This is a genomic window from Halobacterium sp. KA-4 (assembly GCF_021028995.1).
Lineage (GTDB): Archaea > Halobacteriota > Halobacteria > Halobacteriales > Halobacteriaceae > Halobacterium.
On record NZ_JAJJZG010000019.1, the window covers coordinates 1 to 19,440 of the forward strand.

The following is a 19,440-nucleotide window of genomic DNA, read 5'->3' on the forward strand; positions in this document are numbered from 1 at the left end:
CGCTGAACTCGCCGAGAAAACCAACACCCACGATGAATTGGCGCATATGGCTGGCTCGACGTTCTCTCGGCTGACGAACGACCGCGACTACCGCGCGGTCGTTCGTCTCTTCTTCGAGTTGCTTCATCGCCGTGTTAACTTAAGCATGATTCCACCAGACGGCGTGGGCTTGCAACCACGTTTCCGCAGTCGGTGGATCGACATGACTGAAACAGTTTGAAAACGAAGAGGTCCGTCGTTCTACTTCTCTAAAGACACGTTCGACAGAATTTCTGAACCCGTGTTGTTCGACGCGGTAGCTGTAGTTTTCTCGGCGGAGACCACCGATCAGATCGTCTGCGTCATCGACGAGAAACAGAGCGTCTTCGACATCGTGTTTCTGGGCTAATTCAGTGAGAAATTCTCGTGCGACCGGAATCGTATACGTCGGAAACAGCCGCAAATGAAGGATTCTGTTCGTCTCCGGATCGACAGCAGCGTACAGCCAGTGCTGCTCGTCGTTGATCCGGATCGCTTTCTGATCGACCGCAACGCGATCCGGGCTCTCACCGTTAGCTGGCTGTAAATCGGCTTTCTGCACCCAATTGTGAACAGCAACACGACTTCGACTGACACCCAACTCCTCAAGAAGAATAACTGTATTCGAAAGTGACAATCCAGCAAGATGGTGGCGAATACCCGTTTCAATAATCTCGCGGGGTGTCCGCTCTCGCTCCACAAATTCCAAGTCGATCCACTCGGTAGACTCGCTGAGGCGGTTGGATTCGGACATGGAACATTCGAACTACCGACCGCCTCTTCCTTAACTTAACACCGCGTGCTTCATTCACCCCAGCTCTATCACCAACGTAGCGTCCAACGCAAACGACTCGATTGGCTTCAACGAGCAGTTGTGGCTACTGATGCGACGAATCTGACCGTTTCTCGCTCGATCAAGATTTCCAGCGAAAGCGATGACACTGAAACTCGACGAGTCATTCAACCGGGTGAGAAAGGCCTCCATCTCAATGTCTCTGCACGCGTTGATGGCGACGCCAAGCACCCGCTTGGCGTCACCATCACGCCAGGCGTAATGCGCGAGCCGACACAGTTCGACCACCTCCACAGCGATGTCGAGGTCTTTGCAGACCTCGACTCCCCAATTCAGGTCTTTGATCGGGGCTATCTCGATTATGAGCGGTTTTGCACGCTGAAAACCCGTGGACGGGATTTCATCTGTCTCCTCCAAGCAGACGCGCGTGTCGACGTTCTGGAACAGATCCAGAACGTCGAGATCACCGACGAAGGAGGAACACGACAGATTCGTGATGAACGGGTCGAACTGGCGGAGACTGGGGAAGAATTCCGCCGTATCGTCTTCAAGGATGTCGATGGTGAGGAACTGGCGTATTCTGTCGACGTAGTGATCAACGAAACTTCTGGGTGAACTGGGATGAGGACTCAGTCGAAGAAAGCCTCTCTACCTTATCTCTGGCACGTGGAGTACCCAAAACTTCTGTGAACTACTATTGTCGTCAGAATACGCTCCTGTCGAGGTGATGAGTATCTACACGCTTCGCACGATGATCGAGATTCTCTTTCGGGAGCTCAAGCAGTACACGAGTATCGAGAATTTTCACTCGAAATCGCTGAATGGCGTCCTCTTTGAACTGTTCTGTACGTCGATCGGATATGTGTTGATTGAGTGGTTCCGGCAACGCCACCCCACAGTGGGTGGCGTGCCGGAAGCAATTCGGACGCGGTGGAATACGGCTCTTCGCAGCTACGGTTGAGCGTGGCTCACGGCGGCGGGTACGCCGGCGCCGTGAGCAACAGCGTTCTCCAGTGAACGCGTAAGCTGCCCGATCTAAGGTTTTGTCAGGGTCCGACTCGAGGGATTCTCGTCTAGTTCGGATACGGGACTGACAATCAGCCAATTCCGTCACTACGACTACGCGGTGACTTTATCAACTCGAAGCGGGACAGTTTTCGATGAGGTTTCGGTTGGTATAGTTGACCCGACCGCTCAATCCTAATCGAGCAAGGGCAGTCCGATAGCCGAACTGATCGACGAGAAACTCAGCCTCCGAGAGATCATGTTTCTCGCGGAGTCGATGCAGAAACGTAGCGGCCGGATCAGTCCCACCGCCCAAACAACGCGACATCGAGGATCAACTTTGTGTCGATGTCTATTGCAGCGTATAACCAAGAACACTCACCGTTAATCTTGACAGCAGTCTCGTCGACGGCGACCCGCTTCGGCTGCGCCTCAGGCGGGTCGCAGCCACTGTCAGCAAGCCGATGCACCCAGTTCCAAAACGCTCCATGAGAGCGTTGAACACCTAATGCTTCTAAGATCGTTGTTGTTTCTCTGAGCGAACAACCGGTTTGGTGGAGGCGGACGGCGAACGCCGTGACGGGCGTCGCCGTCCGCTCATTCTCCCAAGTTTCTTCGAAATACGTTCATAGCGCTCGCTGAGCAGGTCTACGAGCATCTTTGGACAAGAAGCTCAACGACCTGCTCACTTCTCAAACTCACTCAACTAGACAGTGCCCAACCAGACGTATCACATGCCGGCGGAATAACTGATGTAATAAAAATTGCTTCGATGGTAGACGCTTACGATATCGCGTTGGCTCCCCACTCTCCGCTCGGGCCGATTTCTCTGGCAGCCAGTCTTCATATTGACGCTGTCGCACCGAACGCAATTGTTCAGGGACAACTACTCTATCGTCCTGAAGCTCCAAATTATCTTCAAGACAGTTCTTATTTCGAATATGATTCAGAAGGTTATATTGAATTCCAAGATGCACCAGGCCTGGGTATTTCCCCGTTCTTAATGAAATTGAAGAAGCAGAAGCTTGTGACACGTGGGTAGTACCACAGTGGTCACATCCGGATAGTAGTGTCGCGGAGTGGTAATTGTTACTGATCTACAAAGTAAAGCCTCGATGCACTCGGCCTGTTCTGCCCTCCATCTAGTAGGCCTAAATTTTGTCGGACGAAATATGGTGGTTCCTGATTCCCACCTCGATGCTGAGAGTTATAGTCGTCGGCGTGGAGGGGGTTATATGGGATTTGCAATTGCGACAAAGATCGAAAGAATCGATGGTATGTTGGCCAAGCGCGGCCTTGACGAAGTGTGGTTCTGTCGACCGGCGAACTATAGCTGGCTGACTGGCGGCGACCCGGTCGTCGACGCGACCAGCGACGTCGGCGTCACAGCGGTCGGCGTTGGCCCTGACGGCGTGCGTGTGATCGCGCCGAACAACGAATGCCGCCGCATCCTTGACGAAGAACTCCCCGCGCTCGATGAGGCTGGTGTCGACCCTGACGTGACGGAGTACGAGTGGTACGAGGCGTCGCTCCGAGAATCCGTAGCCTTCCACCACCGCGGCTCGGCCGCCGCGGATGTCGACATCGCCGGGCTCAACCGATTCGAACCAATAAGTATGCGTGCGCCGATGCCAGCCGAGGAGCGCGAACGGTATCAGGACGCTTGCGAGGAGACGACGGCAGCCGTGGAGGCAGTCGCTCGGTCGCTGACTCCGGAGACGACCGAACGCGAAGCCGCTGCCGACCTCTCGCAGGCGCTCCTCGAACGTGGGTTCCGTGCACCGGTGGTCCTCGTCGGTGGTGGTGAACGCTCCCAGCGCTATCGCCACTACACGCCCCGTGACGACCGACTCGGTGAATTCGCCCACCTGACCGTCGTGTCGGAGCGCGGGGGCCACGACGTCGCGGTGACGCGAACCGTAACGTTCGACCCGCCGACCTGGTTACGGGAGCGTCACGACGCTGCTGGCCGTGTCGCAGCGACGGCGATCGCAGCGACGCGGGAAGCGGGTGTGGCGGAGGCGACTGCGGGCGACGTCTTCGACGCGATTGTCGAGGCGTACGACGAAGTCGGGTTCGAGGGCGAGTGGCAGGCCCACCACCAGGGCGGTGCCATTGGCTATGCGACTCGTGAGTGGGTCGCCACGCCGGACGCATCAGAAACTGTCGAGGTTCCGATGCCGTTCGCGTGGAATCCGACAGTACAGGGCGCGAAGTGCGAAGATACGGTCTTCGTTACCGAAGGGGACACTAAAGTGTTGACCGAGACCAGTGATTGGCCAACGACGAAGTACGAGGCGATTGGGTACGACAACACTGTAACCCTCCATGACCCGCTCCCAGTCGAATAACCTCGAGTGATAGACAAACAACGACAAATCTTTAGTCGACTGTCGAACAACCGGGGCACATGCGCTGGAAGTGCCCTCAGTGCAGCAGCAACGTTACACGAGAACATGGCTCACTTGTCTGCCGAGACTGCGGCTACGCCCCGCGACACGGTGCCGACTAATTTGACGGTCTACGAAAATCCTATCCCGACAGTGGAGCCGACGACGGCAGATTACTGAGGATCCACAGCCTGATCTATGGGGTAATCAGTAGGTTGCGTCGCGGATGTCGTCGTCGAGATCGTCGAATTGGTCGAGATAACTCAGCCGTTCCTCGCGTAGCCCAGCCTGCGCAGTGACGAAGTCATCGACTCGGTCGGGCACGCAGAACTGCTCAATCTCAATACCCGGCACGTCACTGGGCACAGTAAGGTCAAGGTCGTCGTCGTAGGTCCATTCGATGCTCCCGCGAGCGACCCCTTCAAGGATGGAGACCGTTTCCTCGACGCCAACGTCCGCAGGGTCGTCGGTGCCGACAGCGCCGGTATTGATGACATAGCACTCAACATCGAGGTCCGCGATGAGGTCCCGGAAGCGGTTGCCCTCCGCGCCCTCCGAGCCGACAATAAAGGGATTCGTGCCGACGACACGGATCGATTCACCTGCTTTAGAGGGGTCGCCAGCGCTCGTTTCGATGGATTCACCGAGCATGAACGCAACGGCGGCCTGCTCGTCGCTGAGGCGTGCGACCGGCGGCATCAGCGGATTGCGCGTGATGAAGAATACTTGATCGACGCGTTCGAGATCGATGCCGTCAGCGGAGCTTTCGAGATGGTCGCGTTTGACGACCGCACGGGCGTTGCGGCCGTAGCGCGGTTCCTCGAAGTGGACGGTGCCGTCGTCGTCGACAGCGACGTTCTCTAAGACCGCGCTCTCGTCGGTTGCAGCGTCGTGGAGTTCGGGCTGCTCGTCGCTATCGAGACCAATCGTTTTGATGTAAAGACCGCCGCCCTCACTGCCCGCAACCGTCCCCGAAGGAAGGAGCGCGCAGACGTCGTCCTGAATCATCTCGACGCCCTCCGGGTCATCGAGCCACAATCCATGGCTGGTCAGCGTCGACTTCCCCGTTCCAGAGAGCCCGAGGAAGAGTTGACCGACCTCACGGCTGCCCTGATCGTCGTCGAGGGTGACGCGCTTGCTCCCAGCGTGGAGGCCGAGTCCTCCCTGTTCTTTCGCGCGCAGCATGAACAACCGCAGGAACGACTTCTTCGCCTCACCCGTGTAGTCGCTTCCCAGGACCGTCGTCAGTCCTTCGTCCGGGAGCACCCGGATACGGGGCTCGTTGGTGGCGTCGGGGAGTTGGACGGTGACGAAGTCCGGCTCTTTTCCCTCGGCGGGTTCGAGGAGTTTCGCCCAAGAGAGCGCGATGCGACCATATTCTTTGGGGAGGAACAGCCGGCAGACGTACGAGGAATCAGGATGGCGGCCGACCACCCGATCGACACAAATCACGTCGTTGCTGGGGTCGTTCACCCAGTCGAGGCCTTGCTCGAAGACGGTGAAGTCGTCTTCGCCGAAGTTGGCGTCGACGACGTTTTTGGTTCGGTCAGCACTGCGCGAGCGGTACTCGCTGACATACGACGCCGAACCGTACTCGGTGGTCGACTCCAACGACGAGGAGAACTCGCGAAGCGCGTCCAGTGACGGATTATACGTGATGTGCTCAGCTAACTCTGGATCTGGATACGCCGCTGGTGTCGGCCATTCACTAACTCCCACCATTCTACGAGGTACTCAGTCGGATTGTTTCATAAGTGTGTTGAACCTGATGGCGGATACCGGCATGGTTCACTCACATCCGTGTACAATTACTTCGTCGTGTGCGGGCACGTCCTCCGGCGTGCCGAGACAGGTTTCCAGGATACCATCATTTTACCGGGCCGTGGGACTCGTCACGCACTACGCATTGACCCCGAACATGCAGTTAATATATGTTTAATAATATATTTTTCATCCATTATCTGTCTATTCTGCCACCGGAGATACGGAATTGTTGCTATACACACCCTGAATTGTACTAATATTACAATATTCTTGCGGTATTTTGGTAACCTATTAGACGCCTACTTTGTGGGAACAATATTCCATATTTTGCGCATGTAGACCCAACTCTCGGCGGAGTAGCGGGGGCGGGGAGTATCCGGTTTGAATAAGTAAATTCGTGGAATAGATTCTTCAAGTCGGGTTTTAGCAGCGAAAGACGATACACTTGAGAAGTCGTATATCGTTTCAAGGGGACATGAAAGCCATCTGCTGACTCAAGCCGGTTCCAGCCAAACAGTGCAACGATAAACTCGATCTTGACCAAGATATATTGTATAATATACTCAATACTGTGCTAACAGGTTTGCTAATCTCTTCGTCAATTAAGAACGCCAGATTGCCACAACCGCAAATGTAGATTATGACAATCACTCGAAATATTATACTCGGAAGTGCCATAAAAGCGCTCTACGGCCGGATAATTCCATTAATGTCTTAGTAAGAAAAGAGGTATCAGCGCTAAACCAACCATACTCCCAACCTCGAATACGCCAATAACTCAGCAAGAAGACTATCCTTGTATAGTATAATTTATACTATACAGTATGGACTCCAGCTGTGTCTAGTTCTAGCGTTCAAGGATCGTTCCGCTCGCCCCGACTGCGATGTGCGGGTGACCGAGTGCAATCGCGTGGAGGTTTTGGCCAGTGGGCCAAGTTTGGGTCCACAAGTCGAACCAGCGCGCAAGCGTCCGGAGCGGCGGTGTGTCGTAGCCCGTTCGGTGTAAGACTGTCCCGCTCGCGCCGACTGCATGGACACAGCCACACGCCTCAACTTCAACGTCATGTAGCGCTGTATTCGCCGCTGATTCCTGCTCCCACTCGCCATCTGAGCCAATAACGACCATTCCACTAGACCCCACGAGCACGACAGTCTCAGAACTCCGCATCGCAATATCGGTGAGTGTCTCGTCAAACGAAGGTGTGTCAACTTCGGGCCACGTTTCGCCGTCAGTTGTCTTGAATATCGAGCCGTTCTGATCGACGAGGAAGCCGGTCGAGCCAGACACGGCCACGGCAGAGATTTCTGCCCCACTCCCAGGGGTCGTGTGCGTCCACGTGCCAGGTTCGCCGTTCTGTTCGGAGATGTGGATTTTCCCGGATGCATCGACGAGGTAGATGGTTGCGTCCCCCGCAGACCCAGTAATGGCGATATCGGTGAACGCGTTCGTCACGTCGTCGGGAGCATTCCGTGAGGTGAACGATTCTGTCGACGGGTCGTATTCGGCGACTGTTCCACTGGCACCAGCGACCCAGAGGCGCTCTCCATTCTGTGTAGTCGTGGCACTCGAGAGATTGTTCCCGTTTCCTGCTGGTCCGGATTCGGTGACGAGCGTCCAACCGTCCTCAGTTCGTTCGAGAACGACGCCGCCAGCACCGACCGCGAACGTCCCTGCATCGGTCCGAGTGACGTCGTATAGCGTTCGCTGTGTCGGCGTATCGACGGCTTCCCAACCATCTTCGTGCGTTTGTGACTGTGCGGTGCTTCGACTGAGTGCTGTCGGGGCAACCGCCACACCTGTCAGACGAAGGAACGTGCGGCGGGTACGGTCGGGCATGTCACATGGGGTTTGCCGACGTAGCGAAAAGTGTTCTGTGGCCGCTTCGTACAGACGACGCCCGTTCTGCCGGGGAGTGCTTGCGTCGCGACGATGTCGTTCCCCGTCCCCGGGGACTTCAAACTCGTCGACCACGCCCTCTCACGCGTCGCCCGCAAAGGCGCGATGGCGGTCGTTACCGCCGAAGGCCCTGAAGATCACTCCATCTATAATCCCAGCGGGTGAACCCCCTCGGGCTCGTCTCCGAGGCTTCGGGTAAATATTCCGGCTATTTCCGTGCCCGTAGTCCGCGGCCCACGCTAGTCCAAAACGAACACTGCGGGTCGTAGCTGGAAACGGAGTGAGCCACCGAAGAAATCTTCCGGATTGGTAATCATCTGGTTGCTATGACGAAAGCAATTGAACCAGTCGACAGCACAGTTCTGGACCGATTGGAGCGGTGTTCGACGGCTGCGATTGCCGACACGAAACACGAGGACGTCACGGTGATGGCCACTGGAATTGAACCGGTCAGTATTGATGGCGCGGTTGCCGGACCAGTACGAACGGTGACGCTCGACCCGACGGCGCTTTCGGCGCCGGTACAAACGCTCGATGCCGCGCACGAAGACGAACTCATCGTAGTCGATGCCGGCAGTACTGCGGAAGCGGTGTGGGGCGAGTTGCTCTCGACGTATGCGGAAGAAGTCGGCGTACGGGGACTAGTGACGAATGGTGCGGTACGGGACGTAGGTGAAGTCCGAGATCTTGGCTTTCCAATTTTTGCAGGCGGGGTAACGCCGCGGGGGCCCAGCAGCAACGAAGAAGCGGCACAAAACGAGCAAGTGACAGTCGGCGGCGCACTCGTCGCGCCGGGTGATGTGGTCGTCGGTGACGACACTGGCGTGGTCGTAATCGAACACGATGTCGTTGAGGAGGTTGCTGCAGCCGCCGAAGCGATCGCCGAGACGGAACGAGAAGTCGAACGGTTGATTGGGGAGAGACGGTCCCTCGAAGAGGCCTTTGAGGTCGCCGGATTGTGATTTTATAGGAACAAGGGCACTGGCGGCAATTTTTGAGAGGATGGTCGATTTCGGCTGGTTTGTATGGTTCTCTTTGGTTTCACGCCGATTCTAGGTTGTCAAATCAAACCAAGTTAATAATCATCGGGTATTTTTACAAACGCAGGAATTATTTTGTTGCATTCTATTGGTAGTGGTATGAGCACAACTGGCATGGGCGAAGAGACGATTGACGCACTCGAAGATCTTCCACCAAGCGCAAAACTCGTCGCGAAAGTTCTCGAATACAACGAGTGGCTCACCCAGAGCGAACTCGCCGAAGAAACCCTCCTTCCGGACCGTACCGTTCGGTACGCGCTCACTCGCCTCGAAGAACAGGACATCGTTGAATCCCGCTTTTCGTTCTCTGACGCCCGCAAACAAGTATACAAGCTCGCCTAGATCGCAACTCCGCAACAACCCCTCGGAGATAATCCGGGATTCGTGAATTGACGCACTAGCCTACCGCTTGACCTCCGCCTGAAGACGGAGGTATGTGCTATCGGTCTGTATCACTCCCGAGTAAGCGAACCCACCCCTAAAGGGGTGGGCTTTCAGCGTGGACTCCCGCTCTGGCCGACACTGTCGGCAGGAGGGTCATACGCTCCGTTCGCGTTCACCGTCCCGCTGTTCAAGCGCACGCCTACGGGTGCGCCTCCACCGGCCCCAGTTTGGGTCCGGCGGAGATACCGCAAACCAATATTTTTCGCGGCGTTGTAGTCGGCGTGATTCTCGTAGCCACACTTCAGACACTCGAAGTCCTCACTCTCACGATTGTCCGGGTGCGTGAACCCACACTCCGAGCACCGACGACTCGTGTTCTCCGGATCAACCTGCTCTACATTGATATCGTATTCTTCGGCTTTGTATTCGATGTATTCGTAGAGGCGGTTGAACGCCCACTTGTGCCCCCAGGACGCGCCGGTACGCTCACGAATGTCGGTCAGATCTTCAAACGCGATTACTGAGCACTCGTTCTCACGGGCTTCTGCGACGAGTTCGTTGCTAATCCGGTGGAGTGTGAGTTTGAACCGCCCTTCCTCTTTGCGACCGACCGATTGGATGTTCTCGTGTGCCCACCGTGTGCCGTGTTCCTGTAAGTCACCACGGCGGTTCTCGTATTCGCGCCGCCAGTGGTCGAACTCCTCACCCGTCCAGAACGTGCCAGTTGAAGCAACTGCAAGATTGGTTACGCCGAGGTCAACCCCGAGAACTGTTCTGTTCTCGGTGGTTTCCTGTTCTGGCGTGTCAGACTCCACGTCCGTTTTGCAGTGGATGTGAAGCATCCAGTTGCCGTTCGTGTAGTGTAGCTCCGCGCCCGTGGTTTCGTACTCCTCGGAGAAGAAGTATTCAGCGTGGGGCGTCTCTCGTTCCTCGTCGGGAAGCACGTAGTCGGCTTCGATGCGACCGTCAACTGTTGCCAGCGACACGTAGTCGTCGTGGAACGTCGCAGTGCGGTGGTCGTAGACGAGGTGGGGACTGGTAAAGTAGGGCATCGATGCCTTCTTGCCCCGTTTCCACTTCGCGAGGACGCTCTTGGCGGCGTCAGCGGCCTTGTTGCGAGCGGCTTGGACGTGATTGCTGTGTAACGGTGTTTCCTCGCGCACGTCCTCGTAGGTGTCGTCGTGGAGCGTGGTCTTGCTCGTCGTGACGAAATCGCCCTCGAAGGCGTGGCGCGTCACGTAGTTAGCGGCCCACAGGAACTCGTCGACGGTGTCTTCGAGGAGTGCGGCGCTATGGCTGTCCACGTCGAGTTTGACGGGAACAGTACGCCGCTTCTCCATACCTCATATGTCTGCTTGATGGTTCAAAAATGCTGGGAGTCAGCCCTGTGGCGGTGTTCAGATAAGGATGAAGAGTGAGGGGCACTGTTCAGATTGAGTGATTTTGGATGAAGGCGGTGGTTTGGAGCCATGTTTCGACGGTTGCTGGCTGAGCGTGCCGGAAATGATTACTAAACTGGTTGGTTCTTCGTTTTAATTTTTTGAAGATACGTTCTGCAGCGTTCCGCTTCCCATGTGTTTCATGTCGGAAGCGGAGGCCGTGGCGATGGAGTGCAGCTTGCAGCCACGGCGCTCCATCGACCAAGAATGTTGCCTCCTCGACGTGATGTTTCTCGCGGAGTTCACGGAGAAACATCTCAGTAAGAGCTTGTGTTCGTGTCGTAAACAGTCTGACGTGGAGGTATTGGTTGGTTGCTGGGTCGACAGCGGCATACAGCCAGTAGCGCTGTCCGTTGAGTCCGATTACAGTTTCGTCGATCGCAACGTGATCCGGGTTCTTTCCGTCAGTCGGCTGTAAGCCGGCTTTCTGAGCGCAATTATGGACGGTTGACCGAGCGCGCTTGACACCGAACGTATCGAGAATTGAGACGGTATCCGAAAGTGATAATCCAGCCGCATGGAGATGGATACCGAGCTTCATCAGCTCGCGCGGTGTCTCCTCACGCTCCACAAACGCTCACTCAATCCAGTCATTACCACCGCTGAGGCGGCTGATTTCTGGCATAGGCACCAAAAAATTCTGCCGCCTCGTCCTTCAATCCTAATCTGAACAGTGCCCCGTTCTCCCATCCAGAACATTTTACCCGAAATACGTAGTTAGTACCTAGTATGGACGTCAAACATCCGGTGCGGACGACCGAGAAGACCCTCGCCCTGATCGAAGAATTGAGGAACCGGGGACCCTGCGGCGTGACGGAGCTCACTCAGGGCCTAGATATGGGGAAGAGCGCGGTCCACAACCATCTCACAACTCTCCAGAAACACGGCTATGTCCTCAAAACCGGAGACGAGTACCAACTCGGCCTGAAGTTCCTCGAAGTCGGGGGTTCCATGCGGAAGTCCATGGAGTTCTATCAGATTGCCGAGCCCGAGGTAAAGTCGCTCGCGAACGAGACCGGCGAACTCGCGAACCTGCTCGTCGAGGAGCAAGGAATGGGCGTCTATCTGATGCGGTCGAAGGGCGAGGAAGCCGTCGATCTCGACACCTATGCCGGGCGCCGGACGAACCTCCACACGACCGCGCTGGGGAAGGCGATTCTCGCTCACCTCCCCGACGAGCGAGTCGAGGAAATTATCGAGCACCGCGGACTGGAACGGAAAACGCCGCGCAGTATTGGGTCGCGCGAGGAACTGTTTGAGGGACTGGACGTGGTTCGTGACCGTGGGTACGCCATCGACGATGGCGAACGTCTCGAAGGACTGCGCTGTATCGCGGCCCCGGTCAAGGACTCCACGGACAAGGTGCTTGGTGCCATCAGCGTCTCTGCGCCTGCAAGCCGCGTCAGTGACGAGGACCTGCACGGGGAATTCCCCGAACGCGTACTCAGCGCAGCGAACGTCATCGAATTAAATATCAACTACTAAATAATTATTATAGGTATTAGAATATTTTCTCTCTCTTTTCTGCGTCGTTACCTGGGCGTTTCGGGAGCGTGGTCGCCCTGTTGTTCGAGGATATCGAGAGTTCGTTTGCGAACTCGACGGTCCGCCGCGGGAGCCCGTATCGCTCCGTGCCCAAGTCGTAGTCACGCAGCTCCGCCACCGTCTCCGGTGTGTGCGGAAGCGTCGTCGCCGTCTCGCGAACGTCGATTTCCAGCACGCCCTCGTCTGTATCTAGCCACGGCTGCTTGCGCTGTTTCTGGTCGTACTCGATTGGATGCGTGTCGCCACCCATCGCAGCGACGACGTCATCGACACTCCCGATTTCGACGTGGTCGACAGCGTCCTCGGCGACGAGGAAGAGCGTGTCGTCCTCGACGACCGGCTCGTAACGTGTCATATCCCGACGTTAGCCTGCTCGCTCCTGTTGGCGCTGAAAAATACGCATCGGTCGTCACCGCGACCCGCTAGTACAGCCGCGTTAGCCACGACGAGCGGGCCGCTGGCAACGACGACCGATTACCGGTAATTGCGGGATTTGGGGCGAGATTCAGTAACACATCCAAAGTTTTACTACCGGGTTGCGAAATATAAGGATGGAAATGGTCGATCACGCGAAGCTCCGCGACCCGAACGCGGAGTACACCATGCGGGACCTCTCCGCAGAGACGATGGGCATCTCCAACGAGCGGGGCGGTGTCCGCGACGCGGAGATTACGGACGTACAGACGACAATGGTTGACGGCAACTACCCGTGGATTCTGGTTCGCGTCTACACCGACGCGGGCGTCGTCGGCACCGGTGAATCCTACTGGGGTGGAGGCGACACCGCCATCATCGAGCGGATGAAGCCGTTCCTCGTCGGGGAGAACCCCCTCGACATCGACCGGCTCTACGAACACCTCATCCAGAAGATGAGTGGCGAGGGCTCCATCTCGGGGAAAGTCGTCTCCGCCATCTCCGGCATCGAAATCGCGCTCCACGACGCAGCTGGCAAGCTCCTCGACGTTCCGGCCTACCAGCTCGTCGGTGGGAAGTACCGCGACGAGGTCCGCGTCTACTGTGACCTCCACACCGAGAACGAGGCCGACCCGCAGGCGTGCGCCGCCGAAGCCGAACGCGTCGTCGAGAACCTCGGCTACGACGCCATCAAATTCGACCTCGACGTCCCCTCCGGCCACGAGAAGGACCGCGCGAATCGCCACCTTCGCAACCCCGAAATCGACCATAAGGTCGAAATCGTCAAAGCGACCACCGAGGCCGTCGGCGACAAGGCGGACGTCGCCTTCGACTGCCACTGGGCGTTCACCGGTGGCTCGGCGAAGCGCCTCGCCAGCGAACTCGAGGAGTACGACGTCTGGTGGCTCGAAGACCCCGTCCCGCCGGAGAACCACGAGGTCCAAGAGCAGGTGACGAAGTCCACAACGACGCCCATCGCGGTCGGCGAGAACGTCTACCGGAAGCACGGCCAGCGGACGCTGCTGGAGCCCCAGGCCGTGGACATCGTCGCGCCGGACCTGCCGCGCGTCGGCGGGATGCGCGAGACCCGCAAGATTGCAGACCTCGCGGACATGTACTACATCCCCGTGGCGATGCACAACGTTTCCTCGCCCATCGGGACGATGGCGTCCGCGCACGTCGGCGCTGCCATCCCGAATTCGCTGGCGCTGGAGTACCACTCCTACGAGCTCGGCTGGTGGGAGGATCTGGTCGAACAGGACGAACTCATCGAAGAGGGCCGCATGGAAATTCCCGAGGAGCCGGGTCTCGGCCTGACGCTCAACTTCGACGCCATCGAGGACCACATGGTCGAAGGCGAAACGCTGTTCGACGAGGCCTAGATTCGTCGAGCACGGGACACCGGATCCCGAGCGGCCGACACGTAACCCTCTGACTCACGCGACCGGCCCATGACTCGGATCGGTAACGCGTTGAAGCCCGTTCGGTGGACTTCGCAATACGCCACTTCATCGTGCGATCGCGTCTGTCCGACAACCGAGTATTATCAGTGAGTTCACGGGCAGGGCGGCGTTACTCTTTTAACTACATCGGTGTATCAACGAGTATGCGGTACTACCGACTCCCTAGTAGAGAGCAGAGAACGGACTCGGACTCGCTCGTCGTCGTCGACGGGGAAGACGACGCATACAACCTGACGACGGCGTCCGACGACCTCGGTTCGTTCACCGAACTCGCACGCGCGGCAAACGCCAGCGACCGAACCATCGACGCCATCGCGCGCGATCGCATTCCCGACGCCGACCAGTTCGAACTGGACCGCACCGATCGGGACGCGCTACTCCCGGTCGTCCCCGACGAGGTCTGGGCGGCGGGCGTCACGTACAGCATCAGCGAGGAAGCGCGGAAGGCCGAGAGCGGGAAACCAGAGGTATACATCGACGTCTATGACAGCGACCGACCGGAGCTGTTCCTGAAGGCGACACCCTCCCGGACCGTCGGCCCGAACGAAGCCATTGGGGTGCGCGGTGACTCTGACTGGAACGTCCCCGAGCCCGAACTCGGCGTCGTCCTGCACCGCGAGGAAGTCGTCGGCTACACCATCGGCAACGATGTGTCCAGCCGGGACATCGAAGGTGAGAATCCGCTGTATCTCCCGCAAGCGAAGGTGTACGACCGTTGCTGCTCGCTGGGCCCCTGCGTCGCAACCGGCGACGTCATCGAGGACCCACACGACCTGGGGATGTCGCTGACCATCGAGCGCGACGGCGAGGTCGTCTTCGAGGACGAGACCACGACTGCGGAGATGGCGACGACCTGCGAGACGCTCGTGAAGTACCTTCGCCGCCATAATAATCTCCCGGAGACGCTGGTGTTGCTCACCGGCACTGCGCTCGTGCCGCCGGACACGTTCACTCTTAGGGAGGGCGACAAGGTCACTATCGACATCGACCATATCGGCGAACTCGTCAACGACACCATTGTCGTCTAACTCACTGTGAGAAGGTTCCCGAACTAGATCAGAATGTTCTCGAATAGAGAACGTTATATCCAGCAGAGATAACAAAAGCTGCTCGCAGAAAACGACTGTAGTGGTCTGCTAAGTCGTAATGTTGCTTAATGAAGCCCGAAATCCGTGAAATCGAACGCCCGAAAGGATTCTACTATAGAGAATGATGCTTGAGGGTTGTGGCCAAGATTACCGAATACAACCAGTTATTTGATAATATAATGTAAATTCGACCTTAGAAAGGTACTATCTGCCGAGATCGCACTAGCCGGAATTATTAATCATTGGGGCTGAGTATGGTACCATAGACAACGAGACTAACGCCTCCAACTGGACGGTGGCGATTACACCAATACATTTGTAATGATCGGGCAAGTAGTTCGTTGCATGAGTGACTCTCCATCGCGGCCCAACAGCAAGGTCGCACGCGTCATCGAGAAGTACGACCTTGGCGGCATGGGCGAACAACTCGAAGTAGCCTGGACGGGCGAACACGGCGAGCGAACGAGCCTACGCGACCTCGCCGACGAGTTCAACCGCGCAGTACTGGACGCAGCCATCCGGCGCTCAGACGGCAGTATCTCCGAGACAGACCTCCAGAGTGCTTACCAGACACTCACGGGAAACGACGTTTCCAGCGGCGACCGGATGCGGAAGCAGCGCGAACTCGAAGCGATGGGCGTCGACGCCGACGCCGTCCAGTCCGACTTCGTCACGCACCAGGCAATCCACACGTACCTCACGGAGTACCGCGAGGCCGAACTTCCCGACCAGTCTGGTGACCCCAACCAGAAAGCAGAGATGCTCGAACGCCTCCAGGGCCGCACCTCAGCCGTCACTGACTCGACCATCGAAGGGTTAGTGTCCAGCGGCGAACTCAGCGAGCGTGACTACGACGTTATCGTCGACGTGCGCGTGTTTTGTGGGGATTGTGGAACCGACTATGCCGCCGGCGAACTGCTCCGGCAGGGCGGCTGCGACTGTGGCGAGGCGTGAGGAACCTGAGGGTGACAACACTTAAGCCGTAGCCCCTTATCATACGTAACTAATGGCATCACAGCAGCCTGTCGAACGTGACGTCCGCGTTCACGCTCGCAACATCGGTGGTATCGACGAGGCCGAAGTCTCGCTCCCCCCGGGTGTGACCGTGCTCACCGGCCGAAACGCGACCAACAGAACGTCGTTCCTCCAGGCGATTATGGCGGGTCTGGGTAGCGAGCGCGCCTCCCTGAAAGGCGACGCCGACGAGGGTGAAGTCGAACTGCAGGTTGGCGACGAAACCTACACCCGAACACTCACGCGAAGCGGCGACACCGTCGTCTACGGCGGCGACCCCTACCTCGACGACCCGCTCGTCGCCGACCAGTTCGCGTTCCTCCTCGAAAACACCGAAGTCCGCCGCGCCGTCGCGCGCGGCGACGATCTCCGTGAGATCATCATGGACCCGGTTGACACCGAGGAAATCGAGTCCCAGATCCGCGAACTCGAAAACGAGAAACGCGACCTCGACAACCAGATCAAGGAGCTCGAGCGAATCGAGCACGAGCTCCCGGAACTCGAAGCCGAAAAACAAACCCTCGAAGCGGATCTCGAAGAAGCGCGCGAAGAGCTCGCCGACGTCGAGGCCGAAATCGAGGAAAAAGACGTCAGTCTCGAACAGAGCCGCTCCCAGAAGGAAGCCATCGAGGAGGCCTTCGAGGCACTGCGGGACGCCCAATCCGACCTCGAAGATGTCGAGTTCGAACTCGAAACCGAACAGCAGACCCTCGAAGACCTCCGTGACGAGCGCGACCAGCTTGAAGCCGAACTTGACGACGTCGACGAGCACAATGAGAACCCCGACCGACTCGCCGGTCGCATCGACGAACTCCGTGAGCGCAAGCGAGCGCTCGACGACACGATCAGCCAGCTCGGCAGCGTCATCAGCTTCAACGAGGAGATGCTCGATGGAGAAGGCCTAGACCTCGACGAGTTCGGTGACGATACCGATGCCGACCCGACCCAACAACTCCTCGGTGAGGCCGAGGACGTCGTCTGCTGGACGTGTGGCTCCGAGGTCGAGCGCGACAGCATCGAGGGGACTGTCGACCACCTCCGGGACCTCCGTGCGGAGAAACTCGACGAGCGTAGCGACCTCGACGCGCAAATCGACGAGCTCTCGTCGACTCGCTCGGAGATTCAGCGACAGCAGCGCGAACGCGAGCGCACGGAGCGACGCCTCTCGGAGGTCGAGAACGAAATCGAGGCCACCGAGAAGCGTATCGACTCTCTGGAGGATTCCCTTGAAGAGCAGCGCGAGGAAGTCCAGCGCCTCGAAGCCGAGACCGAGGACGCCGGCACGGGCGGCGACTACGACGAAGTGCTGGAACTCCACCGCAAGTCCAACGAAGTCGAACTCCGCGTCGACCGCTTGGAGAGCGACCTCGCGGACGTCGAATCCAGTATCGCCGACCACGAGGAGACGCTGGGCGAGCGCGACGAACTGGCCGAGCGCCGCGACGAAATCGACGACGAACTCACCGACCTCCGGACGAAAGTCGACCGCATCGAGGCCGAAGCCGTCGAGGAGTTCAATGACCACATGGAGTCCGTGCTCGCAGTGCTGGAGTACGACAACATCGAGCGCATCTGGGTCGAGCGCCGCGAACGCGAGGTCCGCGAGGGCCGCCGCAAGGTCGAGAAGACCACCTTCGACCTCCACATCATCCGCGCGACCGACGACGGTACATCCTACCGGGACACCATCGACCACCTCTCCGAGAGTGAGCGCGAAGTGACTGGACTCGTGTTCGCGCTGGCAGGCTACCTCGTCCACGAAGTCTACGAAGACGTCCCGTTCATGGTGCTGGACTCCCTGGAAGCCATCGACTCCGACCGCATCGCACGCGTCGTGGAGTACTTCAGCGACTACGCTGACTACCTCACCGTCGCACTGCTCCCGGAGGACGCCCAGGCGCTCGACGACGACTACGCCTACGTCGAGCAGATCGACTAACGGTCGCATCCCCGTTCGACGGCTTCGTGATCGGGACGGAAAATCCGCGTTCGCCACCTGTTCGAATGGCGCTATTCGAATTGGCTATTGCTGTTATATGAGACTGGTAGTTCATTGTTTCTATAAATTTTATTATCTGCCTTACTTCGACATCGTGTCGCGTATTCCGGACGAAGGTTCGAGACCGTGGTTCAGAGTTTAGACAGACCAGTTTCGTGCGAATTAGCCATACCAACCCCATACGAGTGCATCTATGGGTTTCGCTTTGTCGGAAGTGTGTGGTAGTTTTCTATATCTCAATACCGGATTGATTTCCGTTATCAGCCAGAAATCGAGTTATTAGGCATTTAACTCCCTTATACTGGCTACTCGCCGAGTGAATCGTCACTATTGCCCGATAAATGTCTGATACCAATTACGAACCGCGAAACCTCTTTCAAAATAGCAGAACAACCATAATTAGAGAATATATCTAATTCTGGTATTTTTTCTTCGTCAAGACTGCCCGCCGGGTCGTGCGAACAACGCAATCGCCATCAGTACGGACCCCGCGACGATGGTGGTGCTGGACCAGACGAGTAGTTGTTGCGTCGTGCCGGGAGCAGTAGCGGCGAGGTCGACGAACACTCGGACGTCGACCGCCACGACGAGCACTGCACCCACGACGTCGAAGACGAGGTCGTAGGCAGTATCTTGCCAGCCATAGTATACCAGCACAGGTTCGACGTCGTAGCGGTCGCCGAGGGCTCGCGCGACGAGCTCACCGAGTTCCCAGCAGACGCCGGCGACGACAGTGTAGCCGACTGCTGCGACGGCGACGACAGCGGTGGAAACAGTGTCACCGATAGTAACGAGCAGGCCGGCGTAAACGAGCGCCGTCAAAAGCGCCGCCGAAAGGGCGTGCGTTAGGTGGTCCCACCACCAAACCGAGTCGTAGGGGCCGAGCATCCCGATAGAGTGGAGGAGCCCGGCAACTGCCGTCCAGAACGCGAGTTCCGGGGCGACGAAGCCACGCTGGCCGAACTCGAATCCGGCAGCAGCGGCGACCGCGACTCCGGCGACGCCGAGCGAGACGGCGGCGTTGACGGCTGCTGCGACGTTTTTACGACGTACGGCGAGCGCGAGCACGAACGCAATCGCGCCGAGCAGCGCGGTCAAGAGTGCAATCGCAGCGCTGTTCATGGAATTCGGAACACCGATGCGCGGAAGATGGCGTCAGTCCGATAAGACTCTTTGGACCATATCCA

The 19,440-nt window shown here is 57.8% G+C and carries 16 protein-coding genes and 5 pseudogenes; 13 read left to right on the top strand and 8 right to left on the bottom strand.

The window, feature by feature from the left end:
• Positions 1-127 (top strand): annotated as a pseudogene (locus LPA44_RS14995) (IS4 family transposase); the annotation flags it as partial.
• A 12-nt stretch (positions 128-139) separates the two neighbouring features.
• Here the strand turns inward: LPA44_RS14995 and LPA44_RS15000 are convergent.
• The gene (locus LPA44_RS15000; RefSeq protein ID WP_230890335.1) at positions 140-772 is read right to left on the bottom strand and encodes an IS6 family transposase; all 633 of its coding nucleotides are present in this window, start codon (positions 770-772) and stop codon (positions 140-142) included.
• Between the two features lie 45 nt (positions 773-817).
• On the opposite strand from LPA44_RS15000, the pseudogene LPA44_RS15005 reads away from it, so the two are divergent.
• Together LPA44_RS15005 and LPA44_RS15010 are read left to right on the top strand one after the other, a co-directional pair.
• Positions 818-1,390: pseudogene (locus LPA44_RS15005) on the top strand (transposase); the annotation flags it as partial.
• A 109-nt stretch (positions 1,391-1,499) separates the two neighbouring features.
• Positions 1,500-1,772: pseudogene (locus LPA44_RS15010) on the top strand (transposase); the annotation flags it as partial.
• Positions 1,773-1,967: 195 nt separating this feature from the next.
• On the opposite strand, the pseudogene LPA44_RS15015 reads toward LPA44_RS15010, so the two are convergent.
• Positions 1,968-2,474, bottom strand: a pseudogene (locus LPA44_RS15015) (IS6 family transposase); the annotation flags it as partial.
• Between LPA44_RS15015 and LPA44_RS15020 the strand changes: the two are divergent.
• Together LPA44_RS15020 and LPA44_RS15025 are read left to right on the top strand one after the other, a co-directional pair.
• Positions 2,445-2,858: an enolase C-terminal domain-like protein gene (locus tag LPA44_RS15020; protein ID WP_230890380.1), complete on the top strand. Its 414-nt coding sequence runs from the start codon at positions 2,445-2,447 to the stop codon at positions 2,856-2,858. The pseudogene LPA44_RS15015 and the gene LPA44_RS15020 overlap by 30 nt on opposite strands.
• A 235-nt stretch (positions 2,859-3,093) precedes the next feature.
• Complete coding sequence (locus LPA44_RS15025; RefSeq protein WP_230890336.1) at positions 3,094-4,167, top strand: M24 family metallopeptidase; 1,074 nt, start codon at positions 3,094-3,096, stop codon at positions 4,165-4,167.
• A gap of 246 nt (positions 4,168-4,413) precedes the next feature.
• Here LPA44_RS15025 and LPA44_RS15030 read toward each other — a convergent pair whose 3' ends face one another.
• Together LPA44_RS15030 and LPA44_RS15035 are read right to left on the bottom strand one after the other, a co-directional pair.
• Complete coding sequence (locus LPA44_RS15030; protein WP_230890337.1) at positions 4,414-5,928, bottom strand: phosphoenolpyruvate carboxykinase (ATP); 1,515 nt, start codon at positions 5,926-5,928, stop codon at positions 4,414-4,416.
• 889 nt (positions 5,929-6,817) lie between these two features.
• Entirely contained in the window at positions 6,818-7,807 is a 990-nt protein-coding gene (locus tag LPA44_RS15035) for a WD40/YVTN/BNR-like repeat-containing protein (protein WP_230890338.1), read from the bottom strand.
• A gap of 48 nt (positions 7,808-7,855) precedes the next feature.
• Here LPA44_RS15035 and LPA44_RS15040 point away from each other — a divergent pair.
• The 3 genes and pseudogenes from LPA44_RS15040 to LPA44_RS15050 all read left to right on the top strand — a co-directional run.
• Positions 7,856-8,032, top strand: a pseudogene (locus LPA44_RS15040) (copper-containing nitrite reductase); the annotation flags it as partial.
• Positions 8,033-8,193: 161 nt separating this feature from the next.
• Positions 8,194-8,829, top strand: a complete 636-nt coding sequence (locus LPA44_RS15045) for an RraA family protein (RefSeq protein ID WP_230890339.1) — start codon at positions 8,194-8,196, stop codon at positions 8,827-8,829.
• Between the two features lie 177 nt (positions 8,830-9,006).
• On the top strand, positions 9,007-9,249 hold the full coding sequence (locus LPA44_RS15050; RefSeq protein ID WP_230890340.1) for a MarR family transcriptional regulator: 243 nt from the start codon (positions 9,007-9,009) through the stop codon (positions 9,247-9,249).
• A 152-nt stretch (positions 9,250-9,401) separates the two neighbouring features.
• On the opposite strand, the gene LPA44_RS15055 is transcribed toward LPA44_RS15050, so the two are convergent.
• Complete coding sequence (locus LPA44_RS15055) at positions 9,402-10,631, bottom strand: RNA-guided endonuclease InsQ/TnpB family protein (protein WP_230890341.1); 1,230 nt, start codon at positions 10,629-10,631, stop codon at positions 9,402-9,404.
• Between the two features lie 88 nt (positions 10,632-10,719).
• On the bottom strand, positions 10,720-11,301 hold the full coding sequence (locus LPA44_RS15060; protein ID WP_230890342.1) for an IS6 family transposase: 582 nt from the start codon (positions 11,299-11,301) through the stop codon (positions 10,720-10,722).
• A gap of 158 nt (positions 11,302-11,459) precedes the next feature.
• Between LPA44_RS15060 and xacR the strand changes: the two genes are divergently transcribed.
• A complete protein-coding gene (gene xacR, locus LPA44_RS15065; protein ID WP_230890343.1) occupies positions 11,460-12,215 on the top strand; it encodes an HTH-type transcriptional regulator XacR in 756 nt (251 codons plus the stop codon).
• A gap of 16 nt (positions 12,216-12,231) precedes the next feature.
• Here xacR and LPA44_RS15070 read toward each other — a convergent pair whose 3' ends face one another.
• Positions 12,232-12,630 (bottom strand): hypothetical protein, encoded by a 399-nt coding sequence (locus tag LPA44_RS15070; protein WP_230890344.1) that lies wholly within the window; start codon positions 12,628-12,630, stop codon positions 12,232-12,234.
• A gap of 202 nt (positions 12,631-12,832) precedes the next feature.
• On the opposite strand from LPA44_RS15070, the gene LPA44_RS15075 reads away from it, so the two are divergent.
• From LPA44_RS15075 to LPA44_RS15090, 4 genes are all read left to right on the top strand, one after another.
• Positions 12,833-14,071, top strand: a complete 1,239-nt coding sequence (locus LPA44_RS15075; protein ID WP_230890345.1) for a mandelate racemase/muconate lactonizing enzyme family protein — start codon at positions 12,833-12,835, stop codon at positions 14,069-14,071.
• Positions 14,072-14,295: 224 nt separating this feature from the next.
• Positions 14,296-15,180: a fumarylacetoacetate hydrolase family protein gene (locus tag LPA44_RS15080; protein WP_230890346.1), complete on the top strand. Its 885-nt coding sequence runs from the start codon at positions 14,296-14,298 to the stop codon at positions 15,178-15,180.
• 405 nt (positions 15,181-15,585) lie between these two features.
• Positions 15,586-16,194, top strand: coding sequence for a rod-determining factor RdfA (gene rdfA, locus LPA44_RS15085; protein ID WP_230890347.1), 609 nt, complete (start codon positions 15,586-15,588; stop codon positions 16,192-16,194).
• Positions 16,195-16,246: 52 nt separating this feature from the next.
• Positions 16,247-18,193, top strand: coding sequence for an archaea-specific SMC-related protein (locus tag LPA44_RS15090; RefSeq protein WP_230890348.1), 1,947 nt, complete (start codon positions 16,247-16,249; stop codon positions 18,191-18,193).
• A 495-nt stretch (positions 18,194-18,688) separates the two neighbouring features.
• Here LPA44_RS15090 and LPA44_RS15095 read toward each other — a convergent pair whose 3' ends face one another.
• Positions 18,689-19,375 (bottom strand): hypothetical protein, encoded by a 687-nt coding sequence (locus tag LPA44_RS15095; RefSeq protein ID WP_230890349.1) that lies wholly within the window; start codon positions 19,373-19,375, stop codon positions 18,689-18,691.
• Positions 19,376-19,440 lie beyond the last annotated feature (65 nt).

Bases quoted from the DNA above. Each gene is read 5' to 3' on its own strand.
- LPA44_RS15080 (WP_230890346.1), top strand. From the start codon at position 14,296: ATGCGGTACTACCGACTCCCTAGTAGAGAGCAGAGAACGGACTCGGAC.
- LPA44_RS15090 (WP_230890348.1), top strand. From the start codon at position 16,247: ATGGCATCACAGCAGCCTGTCGAACGTGACGTCCGCGTTCACGCTCGC.
- LPA44_RS15075 (WP_230890345.1), top strand. From the start codon at position 12,833: ATGGTCGATCACGCGAAGCTCCGCGACCCGAACGCGGAGTACACCATG.
- LPA44_RS15045 (WP_230890339.1), top strand. From the start codon at position 8,194: ATGACGAAAGCAATTGAACCAGTCGACAGCACAGTTCTGGACCGATTG.
- LPA44_RS15095 (WP_230890349.1), bottom strand. From the start codon at position 19,375: ATGAACAGCGCTGCGATTGCACTCTTGACCGCGCTGCTCGGCGCGATT.
- LPA44_RS15000 (WP_230890335.1), bottom strand. From the start codon at position 772: ATGTCCGAATCCAACCGCCTCAGCGAGTCTACCGAGTGGATCGACTTG.
- LPA44_RS15055 (WP_230890341.1), bottom strand. From the start codon at position 10,631: ATGGAGAAGCGGCGTACTGTTCCCGTCAAACTCGACGTGGACAGCCAT.
- rdfA (WP_230890347.1), top strand. From the start codon at position 15,586: ATGAGTGACTCTCCATCGCGGCCCAACAGCAAGGTCGCACGCGTCATC.
- xacR (WP_230890343.1), top strand. From the start codon at position 11,460: ATGGACGTCAAACATCCGGTGCGGACGACCGAGAAGACCCTCGCCCTG.
- LPA44_RS15030 (WP_230890337.1), bottom strand. From the start codon at position 5,928: ATGGTGGGAGTTAGTGAATGGCCGACACCAGCGGCGTATCCAGATCCA.
- LPA44_RS15025 (WP_230890336.1), top strand. From the start codon at position 3,094: ATGTTGGCCAAGCGCGGCCTTGACGAAGTGTGGTTCTGTCGACCGGCG.
- LPA44_RS15035 (WP_230890338.1), bottom strand. From the start codon at position 7,807: ATGCCCGACCGTACCCGCCGCACGTTCCTTCGTCTGACAGGTGTGGCG.
- LPA44_RS15070 (WP_230890344.1), bottom strand. From the start codon at position 12,630: ATGACACGTTACGAGCCGGTCGTCGAGGACGACACGCTCTTCCTCGTC.
- LPA44_RS15050 (WP_230890340.1), top strand. From the start codon at position 9,007: ATGAGCACAACTGGCATGGGCGAAGAGACGATTGACGCACTCGAAGAT.